Source organism: Roseovarius maritimus (assembly GCF_043355895.2).
GTDB classification, from domain to species: Bacteria; Pseudomonadota; Alphaproteobacteria; order Rhodobacterales; family Rhodobacteraceae; genus Roseovarius; species Roseovarius maritimus.
In genome coordinates this window covers 173,707-198,687 of the sequence record NZ_JBHFPF020000001.1, presented here as the reverse complement: position 1 = coordinate 198,687, position 24,981 = coordinate 173,707, and the positions used below count along the sequence as shown (strand labels likewise).

Genomic DNA, 24,981 nt, shown 5'->3' with positions numbered 1-24,981 from the left:
GCATCAGAATTCCTGCTCGCCGCCACCGCCGCCATTCTGCCAGGGCTGCACCAGGTTGCCAAAGCGGGTGAAACGGCCCTCGAAGCTGAGCTCGACCGTGCCGATGGGACCGTGGCGCTGCTTGCCGATGATGACCTCGGCCTTGCCGTGCAGCCGCTCCATCCGCTCCTGCCAGGCGGCCATCTCCTCCAGCTTGTCGTCGGAAGGCTTCTCGCGCTCGGCATAATATTCCTCGCGGAAGACAAACATGACCACGTCCGCGTCCTGTTCGATCGATCCCGATTCGCGAAGGTCACTCAGCTGCGGGCGTTTGTCCTCGCGGGACTCGACCTGGCGCGACAGCTGCGACAGCGCGATGACGGGAATGTCCAATTCCTTGGCGATCGCCTTGAGACCCATGGTGATCTCGGAAATCTCGTTCACGCGGTTTTCGCTGCGCCCGGTGCCGCGCACCAGCTGCAGATAGTCCACGATCAGCACGTCGAGGCCATGGGTCCGCTTTAGCCGACGGGCGCGCGCTGCCAGCTGGCTGATGGGAAGGGCCGGCGTGTCGTCGATATAAAGCGGGCAGGATTCCAACTGTTTCGCGGCATCGACAAAGCGGCGGAATTCGCCCTCGGTCATGTCACCGCGCCGGATCTGCTCGGACGGCACTTCGGACGCCTCTGACAGGACGCGCGCCGCCAACTGCTCGGCACTCATTTCAAGTGAATAAAAGCCGACGACGCCGCCCTCGATGGACCCTTCGGTGCCGTCGGGCCTTGTGCCGCGCCGGTAGGCCTTGGCAATGTTGAAGGCGAGGTTGGTCGCCAGTGATGTCTTGCCCATCGAGGGGCGCCCAGCGAGAATCAGAAGGTCGGACTTGTGCAGACCGCCCAGTTTCTTGTCCATGTCGACGAGGCCGGTCGAGACGCCGGCAAGGCCGCCCTCGCGCTGATAGGCGGCGTTGGCGACATTAACCGCATCCGATACCGCCTTGAGAAAGCTTTGAAATCCACTCTCGGTCTGGCCCTGCTCGCTCAGCTTGTAGAGCATCTGCTCGGCTTCGACGATCTGGTCCTTCGGCTCGGAGTCCACGTCCATGCGCGCGGCCTTGCCGGCGATGTCATGGCCAAGGCCGATCAGCTCGCGGCGGATCGCGAGATCATAGATCATCTGGGCATAGTCGCGGACTGCATAGGTGCTGATGGCCGCGCCGGCGAGGTTCACCAGATAGGCCGGGCCGCCCAGCTCTTTCAGGCCCTCATCCTCTTCCATGAAGGCCTTGAGCGTGACGGGCGAGGCGAGGTTGTTCTTGGCGATGCGGGCCGAGGCGGTCTCGAAGATGCGAGCATGAACCGGATCGTAGAAATGCTGCGGACCGATGATGCTGGCGATGCGGTCGAAGACATCGTTATTGGTCAGGATCGCGCCCAATAGCTGCTGCTCGGCCTCGATCGAATGGGGCATCGTGTCAGCGGCTTGCACCTCGGCGCCTGCGGCGGTTCCGGTGGCGTTGAATGTGGTGATTTCGTTCATTTCCGATTCCCGGCTGCTCGGCCCAAGCTCTTACAGGCAGGGCAGGCGCCGGGGCAAATTGTATATCTCTGTGGATAGAACGCGCGGCACCTTGACTGGACGTATATTGCGGTGCAGCGCGACTGTCTGTCAATATGTGGTATTTCGACGTGCCACCTGTTGCCTAAATGCGCCAGAGGCTAGCTGCGCGCGTCCTGCCAGGCACGGGGCGCCTTGAGGAACGCCTCGACTTCGCGCAGCGTCGCGTCGTCGAACGTGCCCTGCGCGCGCGCTTCGGCCAATACGTCCCACCATGTGCAAAGGTGATGCAACGTCACGCCGTGATCGCCCAGCGTTTTGACCGTGTCGGGGAAAATGCCGTAGTAAAATATCACGGCGGTGTGGGCGCAGGTTGCGCCCGTCTCGCGGATGGCATCGACAAAGCCGATCTTGGAGCCGCCATCGGTGGTCAGATCCTCGACCAGCAGCACGCGCTGGCCCTCGTCCATCGTGCCCTCGATCCGCGCGCCGCGCCCGTGGCCCTTGGGCTTCTTGCGCACATAAGTCATGGGCAGCGCCAACCGCTCGGCCATGAGGGCGGCAAAAGGGATGCCCGCTGTCTCGCCGCCGGCGATGTTGTCGAACGCCTCAAAGCCGGCATTGCGCATGACGGTGACCGCGAGGAAGTCCATCAGGGTGCTACGGATGCGCGGATAGGAGATGAGCTTGCGGCAGTCGATATAGGTCGGGCCGGGCAGGCCCGAGGAATAGATGTAGGGTGTCTCGGCGTTGAAGTGGACCGCGCCGATTTCCAGCAGCATGCGCGCGGTCAGGCGGGCGATCTCGTCGGCGGAGGGATAGGTGCTGGGAATCATGGGTGCGGTCCTTGTTGCGCGGATAGGGTTTCGCCTTCGGCGAGGATATTTTCAGCCAGAAGATACATCCGACACGTGCCAGTTCAGCGCAAAGCCGGGATCGAACACGGTAACGGGGCCATCCTCGGTTTCGATTTGGGCGATCAGATCGGGTGTACCCCGGTTGAGGGTCAACGTGGCCTCATTCGGCGGCAGCCCGTAGAAGGCGGGGCCATTCAGCGACGTAAAAGCCTCGAGCCGGTCGAGCGCGCCTTCGTCCTCGAAGACATGCGCGAGGATCGGCAGCGTGTTGGGCGCGGTGAAACAGCCGGCGCAGCCGCAAGGCTGCAGCTTCGCGGGGTCGGTATGGGGGGCGCTGTCTGTGCCCAGAAAGAAGCGCGCATCGCCCGAGGTGGCGGCGGCGCGCAGGGCCAGTCGATGTTCTTCGCGCTTGGCGACGGGCAGGCAGTAGTAATGTGGGCGGATGCCGCCTGCGAGGATGTGGTTGCGGTTGATCACCAGATGATGCGTGGTGATCGTGGCGCCGAGGCCCGCGTCATGCGCCTTCACGTAATCCACGCCTTGCGACGTCGTGATGTGCTCCATCACCACCTTCAGGCCCGGCACGCGGCGCCGCAGCGGATCAAGCACACGGTCGATGAAGACCGCCTCACGGTCAAAGATGTCAACGCTGGGGTCCGTCACTTCCCCATGCACGCAAAGCGGCAGGCCGATTTCTGCCATTCGTTCGAGCACGCCCTGCACGCGGTCAAAATCGCTGACGCCGCTGGCGGAGTTCGTTGTGGCGCCCGCGGGGTAAAGCTTGACCGCCGTGATCAGTCCGGTGGCATGGGCCGCGGCCACGTCATCAGCGTCTGTCTCTTCGGTCAGGTAGAGCGTCATCAGAGGCTGGAACGTCGCGCCCTCGGGCAGGGCCGCCATGATGCGGGAGCGGTAGCCATCGGCATCGGCGCGGGTGACCACGGGCGGCACGAGGTTGGGCATGATGATGGCGCGGGCGAAATGTGCGGCTGTCCACGGCAGGACCGCCCGCAGCATCGCGCCATCGCGCAGGTGCAGGTGCCAGTCATCGGGAACGCGCAGGGTCAGCTGATCTGTCATGGCGCGCTCAATACACCGCTGCAGCCAAGCGCGCCAGACCTTGGCGGGCAAAAGATGATGCCTCGCTCAGGCCTAGTCGTCGTTGCGGTTGTCTGGCGCGCTGGCTTCTGCATCCCGGAGCGGCGGCAGGCGTATGCCATCCTCTTCGGCTGTCCTGGTCGCAGATTCCAGCGCCCGGCGGAACGGCCGGGCGTTGCGCTGCGCCAGCACCTTGCGCGCAAGCAGCACGATCAGGTAGTGCCGTGCATCCCGCTTGAGGCGCTGCAACAGGTTGAACTGATAGCCGCCATCGCGCCGACGCGCACGGAACATGTGGGCGAGGGCCGCGCGGTCCAGCTTGCCCGCGCTGACCTGCGCGAGAATGCGAAAGAGGATCTGCAGGCGCATCAGCCCGGCTTCCAGTTCGGGGCCCATGAAGCGCATACGAAAGAGCGTGACGTTCTTGCGCGCGAAAAGCGAGGCATGCATCGCGTCCAGGTCGTCCTCGGGGTCGTAAAGGACAAAGGCCTCTGCCGCGGCGTCCAGCATGTCGGGGGCATAGCCATAGCGATCTGTAAAGGAGGTGCGGCGCATGTGGCGATAGCGGTTATCCCATTCGGTCACTCGAGGGTCCAGCGTCGCCTGGGGGGCGAGGACCACCACCTTGGCGCCGGGGGCAGCGACCGAAAACGCGGCGGCGGCATAGCCGCAAGGACCGGCGCCGTAGAAGATGACCTGATCGAAATCCTCGAAGAAGCCGTCATCGATCAGCCGGTCGAAATACCCGTAGACAGCCTTGTCGCGAAACCAGGTATCGCCCTCGGAGACGAGGCACAGATGCGACCATCCCAGCGCCTTGACCATGTCCCAGCCCAGCGGTTGCGCCTCGCGCGACAGCGCCTCGATGCCCTGATGCGTCTCGAACGTGACCAGCAGCGTCGGCTTGTCCTCGATGAAAATCGCGCTGTGACGCAGGCCCAGACGCTCAACATAGCCGTCCTCCGACGCGATCTCGGCGACCTTCTCCAGCCACGCATCGCGCCCGCCAAGATCGGCGAGGGGCGTATCCAAACTGTCGGGCGCGTCTTGCATCGATATCGTCCTCGCTTCTGCCGGCGGTTGCCAAAAGGCAGGTATCATTCATTTGTCTATGCCTCAATTCAGGCGAAATTTTGAAAAATCCGTGTGGTTTGCTGGACAGCACGCCGGGGGCGCGACAGGATGCCCGAAAGGGCCGCGGCGCGGCCCGTTTGACCGGAACATGAAGGCGGGGCAAGATGGGGCAGGTAACCAAGATCGAGGACGTGCAAAGCATGCTCGCCGCCGAGGGCTATGTGTGTGGGCGCGCGCTTGCCACGGCGCTTTTCCTGGCGCTGCGGCTGGGCCGTCCCTTGTTTCTTGAGGGCGAGCCGGGCACCGGCAAGACCGAGATCGCCAAAGCCATCGCGGCGGCGCTTGGTCGCCGCCTGATCCGCCTGCAATGCTATGAGGGGCTCGATGCCTCCAGCGCCGTGGCCGAGTGGAATTTCGCCGCTCAGATGATCGCCCTGCGCGCCGCCGAGGCGGGCGGCACCGTAGATGGCACTGCGCTCAAGGATCACCTTTTCACCGATGAGTTCCTGATCGAGCGGCCGCTCTTGCAGGCCATGCGCCCCCAGCCCGGCGGCGCTCCGGTCCTATTGATCGACGAGATGGACCGCACCGACGCGCCCTTCGAGGCCTTCCTGCTGGAGGCGCTCAGCGACTACCAGGTCACCATCCCCGAACTGGGCACGATCCGCGCCGAGGTGCCACCCATTGTTATCCTCACCTCGAACCGCACCCGCGAAGTGCATGACGCGCTCAAGCGCCGCTGCCTCTACGCTTGGGTCGACTACCCCGATTTCGAGCGCGAGGCCCAGATCCTGGCCGCCCGCGCCCCCGAGTTGCCCGACACGCTCAGCCGCGAGGTGGTCGCTTTCGTGCAAGCCCTGCGCACCGAGGATCTTTTCAAGAAACCCGGCGTTGCCGAAACTATCGACTGGGCCAAATGCCTGCTGGCGCTCGATGCCGTCGCGCTCAGCCCGCAGGTTATCGCGGATACGCTTGGCGCGCTGCTGAAATATCAGGATGACATCGCCAAGCTGAACGCCAGTGAGGCCACGCGCATCCTCGATCAGGCCCGCGCCGCCATCGCGCCCGCATGAGTCTGGTCTTTCATCCTTCCCGAAATACTCCGAGGGTCCGGGGGTAGCCCCCGGCGCTGCCGCCATGCCAGAATATCCCGACATCGATATCCCGGAAAACCCGCGCTTGGCACAGAATATCGTGCATTTCGCCCGTGCCCTGCGGCGCGCCGGGATGCCCGTGGGCACGGGCCGTATCGTCGATGCGGTGCGCGCGGTGGCGGCGGCGGGTTTCACCTCGCGCACTGATTTTTACTGGACACTCCATGCCGCCTGCGTGACCCGCCCCGAGCATCGCGCCGTATTCGCCCAGATCTTCCGCCTCTACTGGCGCGATCCGCGCTTTCTCGAGCATATGATGGCCACGCTGTTGCCGGCCATGCGCGGCCTCAACGAGGACCGCACGGCACAGGCAGCGGAGAAGCGCGCCGCCGAGGCGCTGCTGGACGGGGCCGAGGCGCCCGAGCGCGAGATGCCCGAGCCTGAAGGCGACGAGGCCGTACTGGAGATCGATTCCAGCGCCACGCATTCGGCGCGCGAGCGGCTCCGCAGCCTCGATTTCGAGCAGATGGGCGCAGATGAGATCGCCGCCGCCAAGCGTATGCTGTCCCAGCTGACGCTCCCGGTGCCGCCGCTGCCCTCGCGCCGGATGGGGGCGGATGCGCGGGGCCGCGTGCTGGACGCGCGCGCGACCCTGCGGCTGGCCATGCGCCGGGGCGGCGAGATCACCCAGATCGCCCGCCGCGCCCCGCGCGCCAAACCGCCCGATCTGGTCGTGCTGTGCGACATATCGGGCTCAATGAGCCAATATAGCCGCATGGTTCTGCATTTCGTGCATGCCGTCGCCAATACCCGCGCCGGCAGTCAGGCCGCGGCCAAGGGCGGCTGGGGACAGGTCCATGCCTTTACCTTCGGCACGCGGCTTTCCAACGTCACGCGGCATCTGGCCACGCGCGATGTCGATGCCGCTCTCGCCGCGGCAGGGCGCGAGGTGCAGGATTGGGAGGGCGGCACACGGATCGGCGATTGCCTGACCGCCTTCAACCGCGACTGGGCGCGCCGGGTGCTGGGGCAGGGCGCGTTGGTCCTTCTGATCACCGACGGGCTGGACCGTGGCGCGCCGGAAGCGCTGGCGGCGCAGGTCCAGCGCCTGCGGCTAATGGCGCGGCGGCTGGTCTGGCTCAACCCACTGCTGCGCTGGGACGGGTTTGCACCCAAGGCGCAGGGTATCGCCGCGATGTTGCCGCATGTGGACGCGCTGCTGCCCTGCCACTCGGTCGCCACGCTCGAGGATCTGGCCACTGCCCTCGCCATTCCGAATTCGGCGGGCGACAAGACGCGCCTGATGCGCCTGCGCTGACAGGGCCGCTGCTCATGTGGGGAACGATCAGGGATATGCGCGCGTTGTAGGTGCAAATTCCTGCCCGGCGCGCCACGCCGTGCCCGATTGCACCCTAGCCCACAGGAGTACTCAAATGATTCGCCATTGGCTGACCTCTACAACCGCCCTCGCCCTCGTCCTGAACGCTGCCGGACCACTGCCCGGCGCCGCCTATGACAAGGCGCAGCCCCGAGCTGCTGCCAGCAAGCCCGCTGTCGACATGCGGCTGGCCGAGAACGAGAATAACCCTGCCGCCCAGGAGCTGATGTCGGATGTTCTCGGCGATGCCCCAACGACAGGATCGACTGAACAGGAACCAGACGCGGCTACGGCAGCACAAGTCGCGGCAGAAGCTGCGGCTGCGGAGGAGGCTGCACAGGCAGCAGCCGCCAAGGCCGCTGCAGAAGAGGCCGCGCGCGCGGAGGCGGAAGCCCAAGCTGCTGCCGAAGCCAAGGCTGCGGAAGAACAAGCCGCAGAGGCCGCCCGGCAAGCCGAGGCCGAAGCGAAGGCTACCGCGCAGGCGGAAGCCGAGGCAGAGGCCGCCCAACAGGCAGAAACAGAAGCAGCGCGGCAGGCGGAAGCCGAGGCCCAAGCGGCCGCAGCGGCAGAGGCCGAAGCCGAAGCTGCCCAGAAGGCCGAAGCCGAAGCGCAAGCAGCCGACCAAGCTGAGACCGAGGCCGAAGCGGCGACGATCGAAGCAGAAGCAGAGCAGGCCGCCGAGACAGAGGCCACCGCAGACGCACAATCCGAAGCCGAGGCTCCGTCCGGGGCTGAGAGTGAGGCCGCCGAAGCCGCCGAGCAGGGAGCGGCGCCACAATCGGGAGAGAATGACACGCCTGACATCATTGGGGAGGCTCCACGGACGGAATCTACGGAGAATGACACACCTGATATCCTGCCCGAGGTCAGCGCCGCTGATCAGGCCACCGCTGCCGAGATCGCTGACGAAAGCGCCGCTGCCGCTGCAGCCGCATCTGGCGAAGGCGAGGTCATCGAGACGCAGGACGTGACCGTGACCGAAGAGGACGCACGCGCCTCAAACGAGGAATTCGACACCTCCGCCAGCGGCCAGAATGCAGCGACGGCGCAGACGGTCGTGCCGAATACCGCAGATGATGACAATGATCTGCTGCAGAACCTTGGTATCGCTGCCGCGGCGGGCCTTGGCGCCTATGCAATCGGCCGGATGCTGGATGGTGGCGGGCGCGTCGTGTCCAACACCGGCGACCGCGTTGTGGTGGAGGAGCCCTCGGGCGGCTACCGAATCATCAAGGATGACGACACGCTTCTGCGGCGCCCCGGCAGCGATGTGCAGACCCAGACCTATTCCGACGGCTCGACGCGCAGCGCCGTGACCGCCGCCGATGGCAGCCAGACCGTGACCATCCGCGCCGCTGATGGCCGGGTTCTGCGCCGCACGCGGATCTTGCCGGACGGGCGCAGTGTCGTGCTTTTTGACGATACCAAGAGCTATGCCCGCGTCGATGTGAGCGAGCTGGAGCGCGCGCAGGCCAACCGGGCAAGCGACTACGACTACAGCACGTCCGATGTCGATCAGCTGCGCGCCGCACTTGATTCGGCCAATGGCACGCTGCCGGACCGGACGTATTCGCTGAACCAGATCCGCCGCATCGACGCGGTGCGCCACCTGGTGCCGGTGATCGCGCTGGATGCGATCAACTTCAAGACTGGCTCAGCGGTGATCGGATCGGAAGAGGCGCAGGACCTGTCCGATCTGGGCCGCGCGATGGCCGCAGCCATCGACGAAGACCCCGGCCAGGTCTTTTTGATCGAGGGTCATACCGACACAGTGGGCGATGCCAGCTACAACCTCGCCCTGTCGGACCGCCGCGCCGAATCGGTCGCTCTGGCGCTGACCGAATATTTCGACGTGCCACCGTCGAACATGATCGTGCAGGGCTATGGCGAACAGGATCTGCGTATCCGCCAGCAAGGCGACATTCGCGCCAACCGCCGCGGTGCCGTGCGTAACATCACGCCATTGCTGGGCGGCGACCGCTAAGCTCCGTATCTGACGGTTCCGATTGAGTGTTCCGGCCCTTCGCCCCATATTGGGGGCGGAGGGTTTTCGCATGGATGATCTGGACGATATTCCGCGCATCGCGCTCGACTGGCACCGGGATGGGCGGGGCGCCGCGCTCGCCACCGTGGTTCAGACCTGGGGCAGCGCGCCGCGCCGTGTCGGTGCGATGCTGGCCATTTCCGGCGCGGGAGATATGGCGGGCTCAGTCTCCGGCGGCTGCGTCGAGGGCGCGGTCGTCGCAGAGGCGGCCGAAGCCATTGCGGAGGGTAGCGCGCGGATGCTGGAATACGGCGTCGCGGATGGCGATGCCTTTGCGGTGGGCCTTGCCTGCGGTGGCACGATTCGCGTTCTGGTCCAGCCTATCAGCACTGCACTGCCCGAGGCAGTCTTGGCCGAATTGGTGAAAGCTCGCGAGGCGCGCCGCGCCGCCGCTTTGGTCAGTCCGCCAGACGGGCCGCCCCGGATCGAGACGGAGGGCCACGAGGACCGTTTTCGCATGGACCGCTCGGGGTTTGCCGAGGACGGCAAAACATTCGTTGCCATCCACAATCCGCCCCTGCGCCTGATTGTTGTGGGCGCGGTCCATATCGCGCAGACGCTGGTGCCGATGGCGCGGCAGGTGGGCTATGACCCCACCGTGATCGACCCGCGCGCCGCCTTCGCCAGCGCCGCGCGCTTTCCAGGTGTGACCCTGATGGACGAATGGCCCGATGATGGCTTGCGCGCGCTGGGGCTGGACGGGCGCACGGCGCTGGTCCTGCTGACGCATGATCCCAAGCTGGACGATCCGGCCCTGACCGAGGCGTTGCGCAGCGATGTTTTCTATATTGGCGCGCTGGGGTCCAGTCGGACCCATGCCGCGCGGCTGGACCGGATGCGCGAGGTCGGGTTTAGTGACTCGGATCTGGAGCGCATTCATGGGCCTGTCGGCCTCGATATCGGCGCGGCAGGTCCGGCCGAGATCGCGCTGAGCATCCTTGCCCAGATGACGCAGGTGCTGAGGCGCGGCGCGTGAAGTTCGGGCCTGTTCCCCTAAAGGCGGCGATTGGCGCCATCCTCGCCCATTCCGAGGCCGTGCCGGGTGGGCGCCTCCGCAAGGGGTTGCTGCTGGAGCGCGAGCATCTGGATCAACTTCGCACGGCGGGGCTGGAGACGGTCACGGTCGCAAGGCTGGTGCCGGAGGATTTGCACGAGGATACCGCCGCGCAGCATCTGGCCGAGGCGCTGGCAGAGGGGGCCGAAGGCATCCGGCTCAGCGCGCCGGGCACCGGGCGCGTCAACCTGATCGCCGATGGGCCGGGGGTGGTGCAACTGAACGCCGAAGCGATCCATGCGGCAAATAGTGTCGATCCAATGATCACCATCGCCACCGTGCCGGACATGGCCCAGATGCGCCGGGGCGGCATGATTGCCACGGTCAAGATCATCTCATACGCCGTGCCGGGCGCGGATCTGACCCGCGCCTGCGACATATCGCGCGGCGCCATGCGCCTTGCCGCACCGCAGCACCGGACCGCGACGCTGATCGTGACCGAGACATCTGCAGGGGCGGGGGACAAGGGCAGAGAGGCGATTGCAGCCCGCGTCGAGGCGCTCGACATGACGCTTTGCGACGTGGTCCACGTGCCTCATGACACCGCGCCGCTGGCCGCAGCCGTAGCGCGCGCCGAGGGTGATATCGTACTGATCCTGACCGCCTCGGCCACGTCCGACGCGCATGATACGGGACCCGAAGCGCTGCGCGCGGCGGGGGGCGTCGTGACACGCTTTGGCATGCCTGTCGATCCCGGCAACCTGCTCTTCCTGGGCGATCTGGGCGCGCGGCCGGTCATCGGCCTGCCCGGCTGCGCGCGTGCGCCCAGCCTGAATGGCGCTGATTGGGTTCTGTCGCGCATCGCCTGCGGTATCCCCGTCACCTCGCGTGATATTGCCGCTATGGGTGTGGGCGGCCTGCTCAAAGAGATACCCAGCCGCCCGATGCCGCGCCGCGGCAAGAAATCGGTGTAAAAACAGACTTCTCAACGGCGTATCTCCGTGCTTAACTCCGGGGCAACAACAAAGATAGCTCATAGGGAGGGCGCCCATGTCACAGGTCACGATGACCGTGAATGGCAAGACCGCGAGCGGCACCATCGAAGGCCGCACGCTTCTTGTCGATTTCCTGCGCGAAACGCTGGGTTTGACCGGCACGCATGTCGGCTGCGATACCAGCCAATGCGGCGCCTGCGTCGTGCATGTCGATGGCAAGGCGGTCAAGGCTTGCACCATCTTCGCCGCTGAGGCGGAGGGCGCCGAGGTTGACACGATCGAGGGGCAGGCGGCGCCCGATGGCACGCTCAACACGATCCAGCAGGCGTTTCAGGACTATCATGGCCTGCAATGCGGCTTTTGCACGCCCGGCATGGTGATGAGTGCGGCGGCCCTGCTCAAGGATAACCCAAAGCCGACCGAGGCCGAGGTGCGCAGTTATCTCAGCGGTAATATCTGCCGCTGCACCGGTTATCATAACATCGTCAAGGCGATCCTCGCCGCAAGCGGCCAGGACGTGAGCCAGATCGCCGGCAGCATCGCTGCCGAGTGACGCCCACCCGCCAACCCCAGGGAGAGACATATGCCCAAGGATAATGCACCCGATCACGGCGGCATCGGCGCCAGCCCGAAACGGCGCGAGGATGTCCGGTTCCTGTCCGGAACCGGCAACTATACGGACGATATCAACCTGCGCGGTCAGGCCTATGTGCACTTCCTGCGCTCGGACGTTGCCCACGGCAAGCTGAACGGGCTGGACCTGAGCGAGGCGGAAAAGATGCCGGGCGTGCTGCGCATCTTTACCGGCGAGGATTTCAAGGATCTGGGTAGTATTCCCTGCGGCTGGCAGGTGACGGACCGCTTCGGCAACCCGATGCAGGAGCCGCGCCACCCGGTGCTGTGCGAGACTCATGTGCGCCATGTGGGCGATCCCATCGCCGCCGTCGTGGCCGAAACGCGCGAGCAGGCACGGGACGCCGCCGAGGCGATCATTCCCGATATCGAGGAACTGCCAGCGGTCATCGACATGGCGAAGGCGCTTGAGGATGGCAGCACGAAAGTACATGAAGAGCTGACCAGTAACCTTTGTTTTGACTGGGGTTTCGTCGAGGAGAACAAGCAGGCGGTCGATGATGCGATCAAGAACGCCGCGCATGTCACCACAGTCGAGCTTATCAACAACCGCCTCGTGCCCAACGCGATGGAGCCGCGCGTTGCGATCGGCGATTTCAACCGCGGGACCGGCGAGTCGACGCTCTACACCACCAGCCAGAACCCGCATGTGATCCGCCTGCTGATGGGCGCGTTTGTCCTGAACATCCCCGAGCACAAGCTGCGCGTCGTGGCGCCCGATGTGGGCGGCGGATTTGGCTCGAAAATCTATCATTACGCCGAGGAAGCGTTCTGCACGTTTGCCGCCAAGGCATTGAACAGGCCAGTAAAATGGACCTGCACGCGGTCCGAGGCGTTCCTGAGCGACGCGCAGGCGCGCGACCATGTGACCAAGATCGAACTGGCGCTGGACAAGGACAACAACTTTACCGCCGTCCGCACCGACACGCTGGCCAATATGGGCGCGTATCTGAGCACCTTCGCGCCGTCGATTCCCACATGGCTGCACGGCACGCTGATGGCCGGAAACTACAAGACGCCGCTGGTCTATGTGAACGTGCGCGCGGTCTTTACCAATACCGTGCCGGTCGATGCCTATCGCGGCGCGGGCCGGCCCGAAGCGACCTACCAGCTGGAGCGCGTCATCGACAAGGCCGCGCGCGAGTTGGGGATCGACCCCATTGCGCTGCGGCGGCAGAATTTCATCACGGAGTTCCCGTACCAGACGCCCGTGGCGGTCGAGTATGACTCGGGCGATTTCAATCGCTTGATCGACAAACTGGAAGCGCAGGCGGACCTTCCTGGCTTCGAGGCGCGCCGCAAGGAAAGCGAAAAGAACGGCAAGCTGCGCGGCCTCGGCGTCAACTGCTTCATTGAGGCCTGCGGCATCGCGCCCTCGAACCTCGTCGGGCAACTGGGCGCACGCGCGGGTCTCTACGAGAGTGCGACGGTGCGCGTGAATGCCACCGGCGGCATCACCGTGATGACTGGCAGTCATAGCCACGGGCAGGGGCATGAGACGGTATTTCCGCAGGTCGTGGCGGACATGATCGGCATTGATGCCTCGATGATCGAGATCGAGCATGGCGATACCGCCAATACACCGATGGGCATGGGCACCTATGGCTCGCGCTCGATCGCCGTGGGTGGCAGTGCGATGGTGCGCGCCACCGAGAAGATCATTGCCAAGGCCAAGAAGATCGCGGCCCATATCATGGAAGCCTCGGACGAGGATATCGAGCTGAAGGACGGCAAGTTCACCGTGGCGGGCACCGACAAATCGCTGGCCTGGGGCGACGTGACGCTGGCGGCTTACGTTCCGCATAACTACCCGCTGGACGAGGTGGAGCCTGGGCTGGAGGAGACCGCGTTTTATGACCCCAACAATTTCACCTACCCGGCGGGGGCCTATGCCTGCGAGGTCGAGGTCGATCCGGAGACCGGCAAGGTGACGATCGAGCGATTCACCACCGCCGATGATTTCGGCAATATCGTGAACCCGATGATCGTGGACGGACAGGTGCATGGCGGGCTAACGCAAGGCATTGGCCAGGCGCTGCTGGAAAACTGCACTTATGATGCGGACGGGCAACTCCTTTCGGCCAGCTACATGGATTACTGCATGCCGCGCGCAGATGACGTGCCGTTCTTCAAGATCGACCACTCGAACGGGACGGCCTGCACGCACAATCCGCTGGGCGTAAAGGGCTGCGGCGAGGCGGGGGCCATCGGATCGACGCCTACGGTGATCAACGCGGTCGTCGATGCGCTGCAATCGGGCGGGTACAAGGTGGACCATGTGGACATGCCCGTCACGCCGAGCCGCGTCTGGCAGGCGATGCAGCAGAGTTGAGAAGTGGGCGTTTCGGGGCTCTGCCCCGGGCCCCGGGATATTTCCGGCAAGAAGAATGGCTTGTCGCAGTTTGGGAGATGACGGGATGTATGCATTCGAAATCGAGCGACCCACGACCATAGCGGAGGCGGTCAAGGCGCTCGCCACAGAGGAGGCACAGCCACTGGGCGGGGGCCAGACACTGATCCCGACGCTCAAGCAGCGACTGGCGATGCCGTCGGTTTTGGTCAGCCTGTCGGGAATTGCCGAGATGAAGGGCATCTGCACCGATGATGCGGGGCGGATGTGCATCGGTGGCAGCACCACCCATGGCGACATCGCGGCGGAAGCGGGAGACTTTGCCGGGCTTGCAGCCATGGCTTCGCGAATCGGCGATCCGGCGGTGCGCAATCGCGGTACGATCGGCGGAAGCCTTGCAAATAACGATCCCTCGGCCTGCTATCCGGCCGCGGCGTTGGCGGCGGGCGCGACCATCCGCACCAATAATCGTGAGATCGCGGCCGATGACTACTTTCAGGGCATGTTCGATACGGCGCTGGAAGAGGGCGAGATCATAGTCGAGGTGAAATTCCCGGTGCCCGAAGCGTCGGGCTATGCCAAGTTCGAACAGCCGGCCTCGCGTTTCGCGCTGGTGGGCGTGTTCGTGGCCAAATTTGCGGAGGGTGTGCGCGTGGCAGTCACGGGCGCATCCGAGGGGGGTGTCTTTCGCTGGGAGGAGGCGGAGGACGCGCTGTCGAAATCGTTCAACGCGGAGGCCTTGGAGGGGCTGAGCGTACCTGCGGATGGCATGATGGGCGATCTGCACGGCACGCCTGAATACCGCGCGCATCTTGTGGGTGTCATGACCCGCCGCGCACTGGCGGCGGCCCGCTAGAACGGAAAGGCAGCGCAAAGTAGAACGGCCCGGAGCGATCCGGGCCGTTTTCGCATTCTAACGAGAGCTTCGTGGTTCAGCGCGAGAGAGGACCAATGATCATGATCATCTGGCGGCCTTCCATCTTCGGCATGTTCTCTACCTTGCCAGTGCCTTCGACATCGGCGGCGATCCGTTGCAGCAGCTCGCGGCCCAGATCCTGGTGCGCCATCTCACGGCCGCGGAAACGCAAGGTGATCTTGACCTTGTCGCCATTTTCCAAGAATTTGAAGACGTTACGCATCTTGACGTCGTAGTCATGCGTATCGGTGTTGGGCCGGAATTTGACCTCTTTCACCTCGATGATCTTCTGCTTCTTGCGCGCCTCGGCCTCGCGCTTCTGCGTCTCGTACTTATACTTGCCAAAGTCCATGATCTTGCAAACCGGAGGCTTGGCATTCGGCGAAATCTCGACCAGATCCAGCCCTGCCTCTTCGGCCATCTCGAGGGCGCGCGCGCCCGAGACGACACCGACATTATCACCATCGGCCCCGATCAGTCTGATTTCGGCGTCACGGATACGTTCGTTGACGCGGGGGCCTGTGTCGCGCGTCGGCGGCGCGTTGTGCGGTCTGCGGGCTATGGCTTTGCTCCTTCGATGGTTGATAAAATCTATGAGGTGGCAAGGTAGTCATGGCCCGGCCGGGATTCAAGCGTCAAAATAGGCCGATACGCGCCGATATCGGGGGGATGGCCCTTGCACCTTGCCGGAGCGGCAGGCAGATATCACAGTGTTAAATATAGCCTCGTCGCCTTGTACAGGGCGCGGCACGGACATTATGGGGATGATGAGATGAGAAACCTTCTTTGGATCGCGCTGGCCGCGATCGTACTGATCGGCGGCTATGTGCTGGTCACCGGCAACTCGCCGACCGAAATCATCGAGACCGAGACCGAGGGCGAGACGATCGACGCGCCCGCCGAGATCGAGCAGACGGCGGATGAAGCCGTGGATGAGGCGGACGCCGCCGCAGCAGAGGCGGCGGCTGAGACCGAGGCTGCTGCGGAGAAGACCGGTGATGCCATCGAGGCGGCCAGCGACGAGGTTCAAGATCAATCCGACGATGCGATGAACGCCGTCGAGGGGACTGCCGAGGATGCCGCCGACGTGGCAGAAGACGCGGCGGATGCCGCAGTCGAAGGAGCGCAAGAGGCCGTAGACGCGATGTCCCAAGAGGGCAGCGAGGCGGTGCAGGCGGTTGACGAGGCTGTCAGCGAGGGCGCCGATGCGGCCGCCGACACCGCGACTGAGGCGGCGGATGCAGCGACGGAAGCTGCAGATGAGGCTGCCGATACGGCCACTGAGGCCGGCGACGCTGCGACGGATACGGCTGCAGAAGGTGCAGACGCAGAAACGGGAGTAGCAACCGAAGCAGGCCAATCCGCCGAAGAGGCCGCGTCCGAAGCGGCAACCGATGTTGCGACCGAGGGCGCGGATACCGCGACTGATGCCGCTTCCGATTCTGCAGCTCCGCTGACTGTCGAGAATTTCGACATGGATGCCGCTGCGCAGATGATCGAGAATTCCGACATCAACGAGACGCAAAAGACGCTCCTCAAGACGACGCTGCAGCAGGCACGGGACAATCCCGAATTGCTGCGCGCCGCGCTGGAGCAGGCGCGCGCTGCGCTGGGGATGTAAACCCGCGCCATCCCGCCGAAAAAGAAGCCCGCGCAGGATTGTCCGGCGCGGGCTTTTTCATGTCTTTCAGAGGGGCGGATCAGTCCAGAAAAGCCTTCTCCACGACGTATTCCCGGGGCGCGGAATTTGCCCCCTCTCGCAGCCCGTATTCCTCGAGTAGGTCCTTCAGTTCTAGGTTGAAGGCAAGATTGCCGCAGATCATCGCGCGGTCCGTTTCGGGGGCGAGGGGCGGCACGCCCAGATCCTCGAACACCTCGCCCGAGCGCATCAGGTCGGTGATGCGGCCCATCTTGGGGCTCTCCTCGCGGGTGGTGGTGGGGTAATAGCGCAGTTTGGCCGCGAAATTATCGCCGATCAGCTCTTCGAGCATCTCATCGCCGCGCACATCCTCGATCAGCTGCGCGCCATAGGTCAGCTCGCCCGCGGTGCGGCAGGTATGGGTGATGATGACCTCATCGTAATCCTCGTAGGTCTGAGGATCGCGCAGCAGCGACGCGAAAGGCGCAAAGCCCGTGCCGGTTGCGAAGAGCCACAGGCGCTTGCCGGGCAGGAGTGCGTCATGCACCAGCGTGCCCACAGGCTTGGGGCGCAGGATCACCTCGTCGCCGGGCTGGATATGCTGCAGCTTCGACGTCAAGGGGCCATCCTGCACCTTGATCGAATAGAATTCCAGCTCGTCATCCCAAGACGGCGAGGCGATGGAATAGGCCCGCAGGATCGGCTTTTGCTTGCCCGTGACGGGATCGGGATCGCCCATCAGGCCGATCATCACGAACTCGCCCGAGCGGAACCGGAGCGAAACCGGGCGCGTCACCCGGAAGGAAAAGAGCCGGTCGGTCCAATGCGTGACTTGCGTGACGGTTTGTGCGTCGGGCAGGGCGGGTGTGGCGCGCGGCGGCGTCTTCTGGGCGGCGGTATTGGGCACGTGGGTCATCTCGTTCATATGTTCATGTCACCGGCGTTTTAAACCGGTGCCTTCCGTATAGTCCTTGGGCTGGATCAAATAAAGGCCGCGTTCAGCCGCGCAGGCGGGCCTGGTAATCATGCGCGCGCCATTCGGCCCGGAAAAGCCACTGCTCCTCGGGCTGGCGGTCGGCCAGCGCCTCGTCGATTTCGACCTCGTCAAAGCCGCAACGCCGCGCCATTGCGTATTGATCGGCCAAAACATGGCCCCGCGCCCGCAGACGCCCATTGTAGCCCATCAGGCGCAGCTGGCGTGCGATGGAAAAGCCGCGACCATCCGCCGAGTTGGGAAAATCCACCCGGATCAGCGCGATTTCGGGCAGGCGACCGGCAAGTTCGGCTGGGTCGACCGAGGAAGCAAGGTCGATGCCGTAGCCTGCCCGCGCATCCTCAAGCGCCGTGATGGGCGCGGTCCAGTCATCGGGGCCAAAGCCCGCATCCTTCACGATAACGCTCATGCGCTTTCTCCTTGTTTGATTAATTTGCCGTTTTGGAAGTGAATGCCGCATTCCGTCTTGGAGCGGCCCTTCCAACCGCCCGCGCGGTCATCCTCGCCCGCTGCGACAGGGGACGTGCAGGGCATGCAACCGATCGAAGGGTAGCCGTGCGCCACCAGCGGATGGCGCGGCAGACGGTTCTCCTCGATATAAGTGCGCGCGTCACCGCGCTGCCAATGGGCCAGCGGATTGATCTTGAGCCGGCCTTCGTGCCGCCCATTGGCCTCGTCGACCTCGAAGAATTCCAGATCCTCACGCGCCGTACCCTGATAGCGCTTGCGTCCGGTGATCCAGCCGTCAAACCCGCTCAGCGCGCGGGCCAATGGCACCGTCTTGCGCAGGGCGCAGCAGGCGTCGGGATCGGTCTGGTTCAGCATCGCGGCCGGATCGCCGGCCTTTAGGCTCTCCGCATCGGGGCGGATGATCCTCATGTCCTTCAGACCCAGCCGTTCGGCCAGCTCCTGCTGGTAGACCAGCGTCTCGGCAAAGAGCATGCCGGTCTCGAGGAAGATCACCGGCGTCTCGCGCCGCGCCAGCGCCACCATATGCAAGAGCACGACGGATTCCGCGCCGAAGGACGAGACCAGCGCCAGTTGGCCGACGTCCCGATCATGCAGCGCACGTGCCAGCACAGCTATCGCAGAGTGGTGACGATAGGCCGCGTTCAGCGCGTCAGCGCGTGCTTGCAAGGGGCTTATCGGCGTTTCATGCCGGGACATGCGCCTCGGCCTTTCTGCGCGGGCGTGCAGCCTCCTCGCCGTAAAGCGCGGATTTGAACGGCGCCATCCCAAGGCGGCGATAGGTCTGCAGGAAGGTTTCGGATGCCTCGCTGCGATGCGTCAGATAGGCCAGCATGATCGCCTCGATGGCGGGTACGATTTCCTCAGCCGAAAAACCCGGTCCAGTGCGGTCGCCCAACTGGGCATCCGCGCCGCCATCGCCGCCGATGGTGATCTGGTAATTCTCGACCCCCGCCCGGTCGAGGCCAAGGATGCCGATATGGCCGACATGGTGATGCCCGCAGGCGTTGATGCAGCCGGAGATCTTGATCTTCATCTCGCCGATCTCATGCTCGAGCTTGAGAGCGTCGAAGCGTGTTGCAATCTCCTGCGCGATGGGGATCGAGCGGGCGGTGGCCAGCGCACAGTAATCCATGCCGGGGCAGGCGATGATATCGCTGATGAGGCCGATATTAGCCGTGGCGAGGCCCACTTCGCGCAGAGCGGCGTGGAGCTCGGGTAGGTCCGACTTTTGGACATGCGGCAGGATCACGTTCTGCTCGTGGCTGATGCGCAGCTCATCATGGCCGTAGCGCTCGGCCAGATCGGCCATGAGGCGCATCTGCTCGGCGGTGGCGTCTCCGGGGGTCTCGCCATGGGCCTTGAGGCTGATCGAGACGATGGCATAGCCCGGCGCGCGGTGCGCGGCGATGTTGGTGTCGGCCCAGGCGCGAAACACCGGATCAGTGGCGCGCGCCGCGTAGTAGCCATCCGTGCCCGCCTCGCGGAACACGGGCGGCGCGAATTGCGCGCGGATGGCGCCCAGTAGCTTTTGATCGACACCGGAGAAGGCCGGGCGGATCAGGGCATAGCGTTCCTCGACGCGGGCGCGGATATCGTCGACGCCATGCTCATGGACAGTAATTTTGATCCGCGCCTTGAACTTGTTGTCACGCCGCCCGATGCTGTTCCAGACGCTGACGACCGCTTCCAGATAGGGGAGCAGATCCTCCTCGGGCAAAAAGTCATGCAGAACCTTGCCGATCATGGGCGTCCGGCCCAGACCGCCGCCGACGATGACGCGGTAACCCGTCACACCGTTCCGGCTGACGATGCGCAGACCGATATCATGCGCCAGCGTCACGGCGCGGTCCATCGGGCTGCCGGTCACGGCGACCTTGAACTTGCGCGGCAGGAATTGGAACTCGGGATGATCGGTCGACCATTGACGGATCAGCTCGGCAATGGGGCGCGGATCGGCGACCTCATCCGCGGCTGCACCGGCGAAGTGATCCGCCGTCACATTGCGGATCGTGTTTCCGCTGGTCTGGATCGCGTGCATCTGCACCTCGGCAAGCGCATCGAGGATATCGGGCACATCGGCCAGCTTGGGCCAGTTATACTGGATGTTCTGACGTGTGGTGAAATGCCCATAGCCCTTGTCCCATCGCTCTGCGATCATTGCAAGTTGGCGCATCTGGCGCGCGTTCAGCGTGCCGTAGGGGATGGCAACGCGCAGCATGTAGGCGTGGAGCTGTAGGTATAGGCCGTTCATCAGGCGCAGCGGCTTGAACTCAGCCTCGGTCAGCGAGCCGTCCAGCCGCCGGGCGACCTGCGCACGAAACTGGCGGTTACGCTCGGCCACGAAGGCAGCGTCGAATTCGGAATAGCTATACATCAGAGCGTCCCTGCCTGCTTGCCATGAAAGTAGTTGGAAGGGCCGGTGCGGCGAAATTCCTCGCGGAAATGTGCCGGTTTCGGACCGCTCGCGGTGGACGCAACCTCGGCCAGGTAGGCGCCGACGACCTCGCGGGCGCGGCCCTGTGCGGTCAGCAGGCGCAATTCCGCATCGGCCTCGTCGGTCAGGATCTCGGCCTCGGCAAGGTCGCGGGTCCACGTGTCCGCTTCGGTCAGGTAGACAACATCGCCCTCCAAGAGCGCATTGGCTGTGATGACTTTGGGCGTAAAGTCGCGGGGCATCAGACGGTCTCCTCAAATGGGAAGAGGGCGGATACGGTTGAAGCGCCCGGTATGATCTGCGGCGGCGGGCCTGCCTTGTGAAAGCCTATGCCAAAGCCCGCATCGGGCGTGGCTGCCAGCAGGCAGTCCATCTTATCACCGCCTGCGGCGCGGGCCGGAACGGCTTTGCCGCAAGCCGACCGGACGACGCGGCTGCCGCGCAATGCGATGACGATCGAAAAATGTCTCATGGCCTGTCCATTCCGTTTGACTTGCCTTCATATATAGAAAATATTCCCACCAAAGCGCTATGGGGGCGGATCAATAAGGACATACGTTCCATATTGCACCGGCATCCACCGCGAAATTCCATGATTGAGGAAAAACTGGAATGGCTGTTCGTTTGGATGATCTGGATCGGAAGATCCTTGGCGAGTTGCAGGTCAATGGCGGCCAATCACTGGATGACATCGCCAAGTCGGTAGGCAGCTCCAAGACTCCGGTCTGGAACCGCATCCGCAAGATGCGGGAGGCGGGTGTGATCAAGCACCAGACCTATCTGCTGGATGCTGACTCGCTGGGATTCGAGGCCTGTTTCTTTGTCCTCATCCGAACATCCGAGCATGACGCAGCGTGGCAGCAGGCGTTCTTGCGTGCGCTCAAGGGGCGCCCCGAGGTGCAGGAGGCGCACAGGCTGGCGGGTGATATCGATTATATCCTCAAGGTGCGGGTCAAGAATGCCCGCGCCTATGACACGTTCTACCAGGCGCTGATTTCAGAGGTGAAAGTGCATAATGTGACGGCTTTGCTCTCGATGGAAGAGATCAAATCGACCACAATTCTGCCGCTATGACGCTTTAGCCGCGCCCTCCAAGGCGCTGATGATAGGCGAGAAATCATCCGTCTTTAGGCTCGCCCCACCGACCAGCGCGCCGTCCACGTTCGACACGGCGAAAATCTCGGCGGCATTGGCGCCCTTGACCGATCCGCCATAGAGCAGGCGGACCGAGCGACCCACACCAGCACCAAAGCGTCGCTCCAGCCGGGCGCGGATGAAGTCATGCACCTCGCCGATCTGATCCGTCGTCGGGGTGAGGCCCGTGCCAATGGCCCAGCACGGCTCGTAGGCAACAACGGTATTCTCGCCCGTCGCCGTGTCGGGAATAGAGGACGAAAGCTGCCCGCCAATGATGTCGAGCGTGTTCTGCGCCTCGCGCTGCGCGAGGCTTTCCCCAACACAGATGATGGCCAGCAGCCCGGCGGCATGGGCGGCCTTGGCCTTGGCGCGCACGTCATCCGACGTCTCGCCGTGATCGCTGCGCCGCTCGGAATGCCCCAGAATGACAGCGCTGGCGCCGACATCCGCCAGCATCACGGCTGAGGTATCGCCCGTGTGAGCGCCCGACGTCTCTGCGTGGCAATCCTGCCCGCCTATGGCCAGTGCATGGCCCTTAACCCGCGCCGCGGCGCCGGGGATGAGGGGGAAGGGCGGGCAGACGAGCAAATCGACCGCCGCATCCTGATGTGCGGCACAAAGCGCGTCCAGCGTGTCCAGATCTGCGCTCAGCCCGTTCATCTTCCAATTGCCTGCTGCAAGTTTGCGCCGCATTTTCTTCGCCCCTCAAGCTTGCGCGCTCAGCGCGTCCCGTGCCCAATCGCAAGCTGTGGCCGGATCGTCAAGCGCTGCCTCGGATAAGGCCCGGTAACCCATCGTGGTGACGTGGCCATCCTTGCGCGTCATGCTGAATGTCTCGGTGCCCGCCCGCTCCAGCCGCTGCGCCAGGACGCCTTCGGCCTTTAGGCAGGCAGTGCTTTCGCTGGACAGAATGGCAACAATCATACCATTTGAATAGAAGGTGGCGCCGCCCATCATCTTGCGCTGGGTAATGGATCCGGGGGGCGCAAAGAGATCGCGGACATGCGCAATCTCTGCGTCCGAAACGCTCACCCGTTCTGGCTGAGGGTTTCGTCGAACTTGATCGACTCGCCGCAGCCGCAGGCCTCGGTCACGTTGGGATTGTTGAAGCGGAAGCCTGATTCCAGAAGGCCGACCTCGTAGTCGATCTCTGTTCCAAAAAGGAACATCTGGGCCATGGGCGCGATCATCACCCGCGCGCCGGACTCTTCGACCACCTCGTCATGGGGATCGACCTCGGTCACGTATTCCATCGTGTATTCCATGCCCGCACAGCCACCTTTTTTGACGCCGATGCGCAGGCCTTGATGGCCGTCCTTGGCCATGAGCCTGGCGATCTGCGTCGCCGCGCGGTCGGTGATGGTGACGGCCTGTTTGCCGGGAATTCCGAACATGAGTGCGATCCTTTGCCTTTGCGCCTAATCTAGGGGCTGAGGCCCGCAATCTCAAGCGGGGGCAGCAGATCGAGGGCGCGGCGGGTCGCCTCGGCGGTCAGGATGGCCCAGCCGAAGGAGGCGAGCGTTCCGATGATGACATATTCCGCCGTGCGCTGATCGCGCGTTGCAGTGCCGAAGCGCAGGATGGACTTGGCTGCGATCAGAAACCCGACACCCAGGGGCTGGCTCATCAGAATCAACGCAAAGATCAGACCCCGCTCCAGCAGGCCAATCTGGCGCCCGCCATCCTTCAAGCCATTGTTGCGGATACGGTTTCCATGCGGGCGCATCAACAGGGCCACGGCATACTGTCCCGTGATCAGTGTCACGATCAGGCCGGTCAGAAGTGCCATCAGGGGTAAAAGCGCGGGCAATGCCTGCCAGGCGCCGGTCGCCCATAGCTCGGGCACGAAGGCAGCGAGCAGGGCCAGCGTGGCGATGTGCGCCGCCTGGTCCGTCAGAAAGCCGCGCAGGTGGTGAAACCCGCCCCGGATCTTGACCGCGTCGATGACGATATGTGCCGCCGCCAGCGCCAAGAGCCACGGGCTGGTCCATTGTCCCAGCGCGACTTGCGCGCAGAGCAGTACCAGCGCCCCGTGCAGCATCATGACGGAGGGGCGGTGTTTGCGGGCATTGATCCACGCGGTCTGCAGGACGAAATCCGCGACCACATGGGCAAAGAGGAGGGCGGCGAAGGTGGCGATCATCGGATAAACACCTCAATCGGGCAAGTTATTGAGCTTGCTTTTCCGAAAGGCAACGGGTTTGGCTTGCAGCGCGTCATCCCTTTGCCTCGATCGCCTCGATTGCCGCCATGATCGCAGGATACCCAGCGCTGTTCAGCGCCTGATCCACCGCTTGGCGCGAGATGCCGATCTGTTCGGCCGCGGCGCGGCGGGGACCGGCGCCGGGGGGGAGCATCAAGCAAAGCGAGCGGGCTTGCGCCTGCGTCCAGCTTTGTGAAATGTAGTCTGCAAGGCGAAAGGCTGCGTCCATTGCACCGCCGTCGGCATGGGCCATGAGGGTATCGCCGGCAAGCTCTTCCAGAAGGCGCCCGGAGGCTATGAAAGCCGGGCCATGCGCGCTGTTGAGATCTGCAAAGGCGAGGCCGTCAGGGGTTTTCGAGCTCTCACTCATCACATCCGGCAACTCACCTTCACCGAAGGCGACCGCGATGCGGGTGGAATACTCGGACTCCATCAGCCGCAAACGCGCCTTGATATAGAGGGAAAAGCGCAGCGCGAAGCGAGGACGATTGATGGCGATCTGCCAACCATCGCCGCCGCGCCGGGCAAATCCGGTTATGGTATCGTCATCATCCGAATGACCCCAGCCGGAACATTCCCAAGATATTTTCTGGACATCCCGCATGATCGCGTCCAGCGCATCTGCCGGCATGGCAGACGAGTCCACGATATCACCAGTGAAGACGGTCCAATTCACAAGCAAGCAATAAGGCTTGCATTTTTAAAAAGCAAGCAAATTAACTTGCCTTACATGAAGCCCAATTCCAGACGCGCCTCATCGGACATCATGTCCATGCCCCAAGGCGGCTCCCACACCAACGAGACATCGACCTGCTTGATTCCGTCCAGCGGCTCAATCGCGTCGGCGACCCATCCCGGCATTTCGCCCGCAACGGGACAACCCGGCGCGGTGAGGGTCATGATGACCTTGACGGCGTTCTCCTCGTCGATGTCGATGGTGTAGATCAGGCCCAGATCATAAATATTTACTGGGATTTCCGGATCGAACACACTTCGGCATGCCTCGACGATCTCCTCGTATTTCGGATGTCCGGTCGAGGAGGGTGCGATCAGCGGAATGCCTTCGAAGGGCTGTGGATTTTCGGTCATGTCATTTCCTGCAGCTTTGCCTGAGGGTTTATATAGGGTTTATGC

Annotated in this window: 27 protein-coding genes; 10 read left to right on the top strand and 17 right to left on the bottom strand. The window is 63.9% G+C overall.

The features are described from left to right. Positions 1-3: 3 nt before the first annotated feature. From ACEWPM_RS00930 to ACEWPM_RS00915, 4 genes are all read right to left on the bottom strand, one after another. Positions 4-1,518 (bottom strand): replicative DNA helicase, encoded by a 1,515-nt coding sequence (locus ACEWPM_RS00930; RefSeq protein ID WP_393960615.1) that lies wholly within the window; start codon positions 1,516-1,518, stop codon positions 4-6. 179 nt (positions 1,519-1,697) lie between these two features. After that, entirely contained in the window at positions 1,698-2,372 is a 675-nt protein-coding gene (locus ACEWPM_RS00925) for an orotate phosphoribosyltransferase (RefSeq protein WP_393960614.1), read from the bottom strand. 51 nt (positions 2,373-2,423) lie between these two features. Continuing rightward, positions 2,424-3,473, bottom strand: a complete 1,050-nt coding sequence (gene pyrC / locus ACEWPM_RS00920) for a dihydroorotase (RefSeq protein ID WP_393960613.1) — start codon at positions 3,471-3,473, stop codon at positions 2,424-2,426. 72 nt (positions 3,474-3,545) lie between these two features. Further along, positions 3,546-4,544 (bottom strand): phosphoadenosine phosphosulfate reductase, encoded by a 999-nt coding sequence (locus ACEWPM_RS00915; protein WP_393960612.1) that lies wholly within the window; start codon positions 4,542-4,544, stop codon positions 3,546-3,548. 185 nt (positions 4,545-4,729) lie between these two features. Here ACEWPM_RS00915 and ACEWPM_RS00910 point away from each other — a divergent pair, with 185 nt between their 5' ends. From ACEWPM_RS00910 to ACEWPM_RS00875, 8 genes are all read left to right on the top strand, one after another. Further along, entirely contained in the window at positions 4,730-5,638 is a 909-nt protein-coding gene (locus tag ACEWPM_RS00910) for an AAA family ATPase (protein WP_393960611.1), read from the top strand. 64 nt (positions 5,639-5,702) lie between these two features. Further along, a complete protein-coding gene (locus tag ACEWPM_RS00905; protein ID WP_393960610.1) occupies positions 5,703-6,977 on the top strand; it encodes a vWA domain-containing protein in 1,275 nt (424 codons plus the stop codon). Between the two features lie 115 nt (positions 6,978-7,092). Beyond that, positions 7,093-9,021: an OmpA family protein gene (locus ACEWPM_RS00900; protein WP_393960609.1), complete on the top strand. Its 1,929-nt coding sequence runs from the start codon at positions 7,093-7,095 to the stop codon at positions 9,019-9,021. A 70-nt stretch (positions 9,022-9,091) separates the two neighbouring features. After that, positions 9,092-10,057, top strand: coding sequence for an XdhC family protein (locus ACEWPM_RS00895; protein ID WP_393960608.1), 966 nt, complete (start codon positions 9,092-9,094; stop codon positions 10,055-10,057). Next, the gene (locus ACEWPM_RS00890) at positions 10,054-11,049 is read left to right on the top strand and encodes a molybdopterin-binding protein (protein WP_393960607.1); all 996 of its coding nucleotides are present in this window, start codon (positions 10,054-10,056) and stop codon (positions 11,047-11,049) included. Before ACEWPM_RS00895 ends, ACEWPM_RS00890 begins: the two co-directional genes overlap by 4 nt. A gap of 76 nt (positions 11,050-11,125) precedes the next feature. Beyond that, positions 11,126-11,623 (top strand): (2Fe-2S)-binding protein, encoded by a 498-nt coding sequence (locus ACEWPM_RS00885; RefSeq protein WP_393960606.1) that lies wholly within the window; start codon positions 11,126-11,128, stop codon positions 11,621-11,623. A gap of 30 nt (positions 11,624-11,653) precedes the next feature. Continuing rightward, positions 11,654-14,035 (top strand): xanthine dehydrogenase family protein molybdopterin-binding subunit, encoded by a 2,382-nt coding sequence (locus ACEWPM_RS00880; protein WP_393960605.1) that lies wholly within the window; start codon positions 11,654-11,656, stop codon positions 14,033-14,035. 85 nt (positions 14,036-14,120) lie between these two features. After that, positions 14,121-14,909: an FAD binding domain-containing protein gene (locus ACEWPM_RS00875; protein WP_393960604.1), complete on the top strand. Its 789-nt coding sequence runs from the start codon at positions 14,121-14,123 to the stop codon at positions 14,907-14,909. 76 nt (positions 14,910-14,985) lie between these two features. On the opposite strand, the gene infC is transcribed toward ACEWPM_RS00875, so the two are convergent. Further along, complete coding sequence (gene infC / locus ACEWPM_RS00870) at positions 14,986-15,531, bottom strand: translation initiation factor IF-3 (RefSeq protein WP_393960983.1); 546 nt, start codon at positions 15,529-15,531, stop codon at positions 14,986-14,988. Between the two features lie 210 nt (positions 15,532-15,741). Between infC and ACEWPM_RS00865 the strand changes: the two genes are divergently transcribed. Then, a complete protein-coding gene (locus ACEWPM_RS00865) occupies positions 15,742-16,590 on the top strand; it encodes a translation initiation factor 3 (RefSeq protein WP_393960603.1) in 849 nt (282 codons plus the stop codon). 79 nt (positions 16,591-16,669) lie between these two features. On the opposite strand, the gene ACEWPM_RS00860 is transcribed toward ACEWPM_RS00865, so the two are convergent. The 6 genes from ACEWPM_RS00860 to ACEWPM_RS00835 form a co-directional block, all read right to left on the bottom strand. Next, on the bottom strand, positions 16,670-17,533 hold the full coding sequence (locus tag ACEWPM_RS00860) for a ferredoxin--NADP reductase (protein WP_393960602.1): 864 nt from the start codon (positions 17,531-17,533) through the stop codon (positions 16,670-16,672). A 73-nt stretch (positions 17,534-17,606) separates the two neighbouring features. Next, entirely contained in the window at positions 17,607-18,011 is a 405-nt protein-coding gene (locus ACEWPM_RS00855; RefSeq protein WP_393960601.1) for a DUF934 domain-containing protein, read from the bottom strand. Next, positions 18,008-18,769, bottom strand: coding sequence for a phosphoadenylyl-sulfate reductase (locus ACEWPM_RS00850; protein ID WP_393960600.1), 762 nt, complete (start codon positions 18,767-18,769; stop codon positions 18,008-18,010). Before ACEWPM_RS00850 ends, ACEWPM_RS00855 begins: the two co-directional genes overlap by 4 nt. Then, positions 18,756-20,447, bottom strand: a complete 1,692-nt coding sequence (locus ACEWPM_RS00845; RefSeq protein ID WP_393960599.1) for a nitrite/sulfite reductase — start codon at positions 20,445-20,447, stop codon at positions 18,756-18,758. The genes ACEWPM_RS00850 and ACEWPM_RS00845 overlap by 14 nt, the downstream gene beginning before the upstream one ends. Further along, positions 20,447-20,749, bottom strand: coding sequence for a DUF2849 domain-containing protein (locus tag ACEWPM_RS00840; protein WP_393960598.1), 303 nt, complete (start codon positions 20,747-20,749; stop codon positions 20,447-20,449). Before ACEWPM_RS00840 ends, ACEWPM_RS00845 begins: the two co-directional genes overlap by 1 nt. Beyond that, positions 20,749-20,979 carry a hypothetical protein gene (locus tag ACEWPM_RS00835; protein WP_393960597.1) on the bottom strand — a complete coding sequence of 77 codons (231 nt, stop codon included), beginning with the start codon at positions 20,977-20,979 and terminating at the stop codon, positions 20,749-20,751. Before ACEWPM_RS00835 ends, ACEWPM_RS00840 begins: the two co-directional genes overlap by 1 nt. Before the next feature lie 140 nt (positions 20,980-21,119). Between ACEWPM_RS00835 and ACEWPM_RS00830 the strand changes: the two genes are divergently transcribed. After that, entirely contained in the window at positions 21,120-21,581 is a 462-nt protein-coding gene (locus ACEWPM_RS00830) for an Lrp/AsnC family transcriptional regulator (protein WP_393960596.1), read from the top strand. On the opposite strand, the gene tpiA is transcribed toward ACEWPM_RS00830, so the two are convergent. From tpiA to ACEWPM_RS00800, 6 genes are all read right to left on the bottom strand, one after another. Continuing rightward, entirely contained in the window at positions 21,576-22,337 is a 762-nt protein-coding gene (tpiA, locus tag ACEWPM_RS00825; protein ID WP_393960595.1) for a triose-phosphate isomerase, read from the bottom strand. The two genes, ACEWPM_RS00830 and tpiA, sit on opposite strands and share 6 nt — an antisense overlap. A 12-nt stretch (positions 22,338-22,349) precedes the next feature. Then, the gene (locus ACEWPM_RS00820) at positions 22,350-22,676 is read right to left on the bottom strand and encodes a TfoX/Sxy family protein (RefSeq protein ID WP_393960594.1); all 327 of its coding nucleotides are present in this window, start codon (positions 22,674-22,676) and stop codon (positions 22,350-22,352) included. After that, a complete protein-coding gene (locus ACEWPM_RS00815; protein ID WP_393960593.1) occupies positions 22,673-23,038 on the bottom strand; it encodes a HesB/IscA family protein in 366 nt (121 codons plus the stop codon). The genes ACEWPM_RS00820 and ACEWPM_RS00815 overlap by 4 nt, the downstream gene beginning before the upstream one ends. Before the next feature lie 29 nt (positions 23,039-23,067). Next, a complete protein-coding gene (locus tag ACEWPM_RS00810; protein ID WP_393960592.1) occupies positions 23,068-23,787 on the bottom strand; it encodes a DUF3307 domain-containing protein in 720 nt (239 codons plus the stop codon). 73 nt (positions 23,788-23,860) lie between these two features. Next, positions 23,861-24,478 (bottom strand): MarR family transcriptional regulator, encoded by a 618-nt coding sequence (locus tag ACEWPM_RS00805; protein WP_420767988.1) that lies wholly within the window; start codon positions 24,476-24,478, stop codon positions 23,861-23,863. 95 nt (positions 24,479-24,573) lie between these two features. Continuing rightward, the gene (locus ACEWPM_RS00800; protein WP_393960590.1) at positions 24,574-24,936 is read right to left on the bottom strand and encodes an SUF system Fe-S cluster assembly protein; all 363 of its coding nucleotides are present in this window, start codon (positions 24,934-24,936) and stop codon (positions 24,574-24,576) included. Between the last annotated feature and the right edge of the window lie 45 nt (positions 24,937-24,981).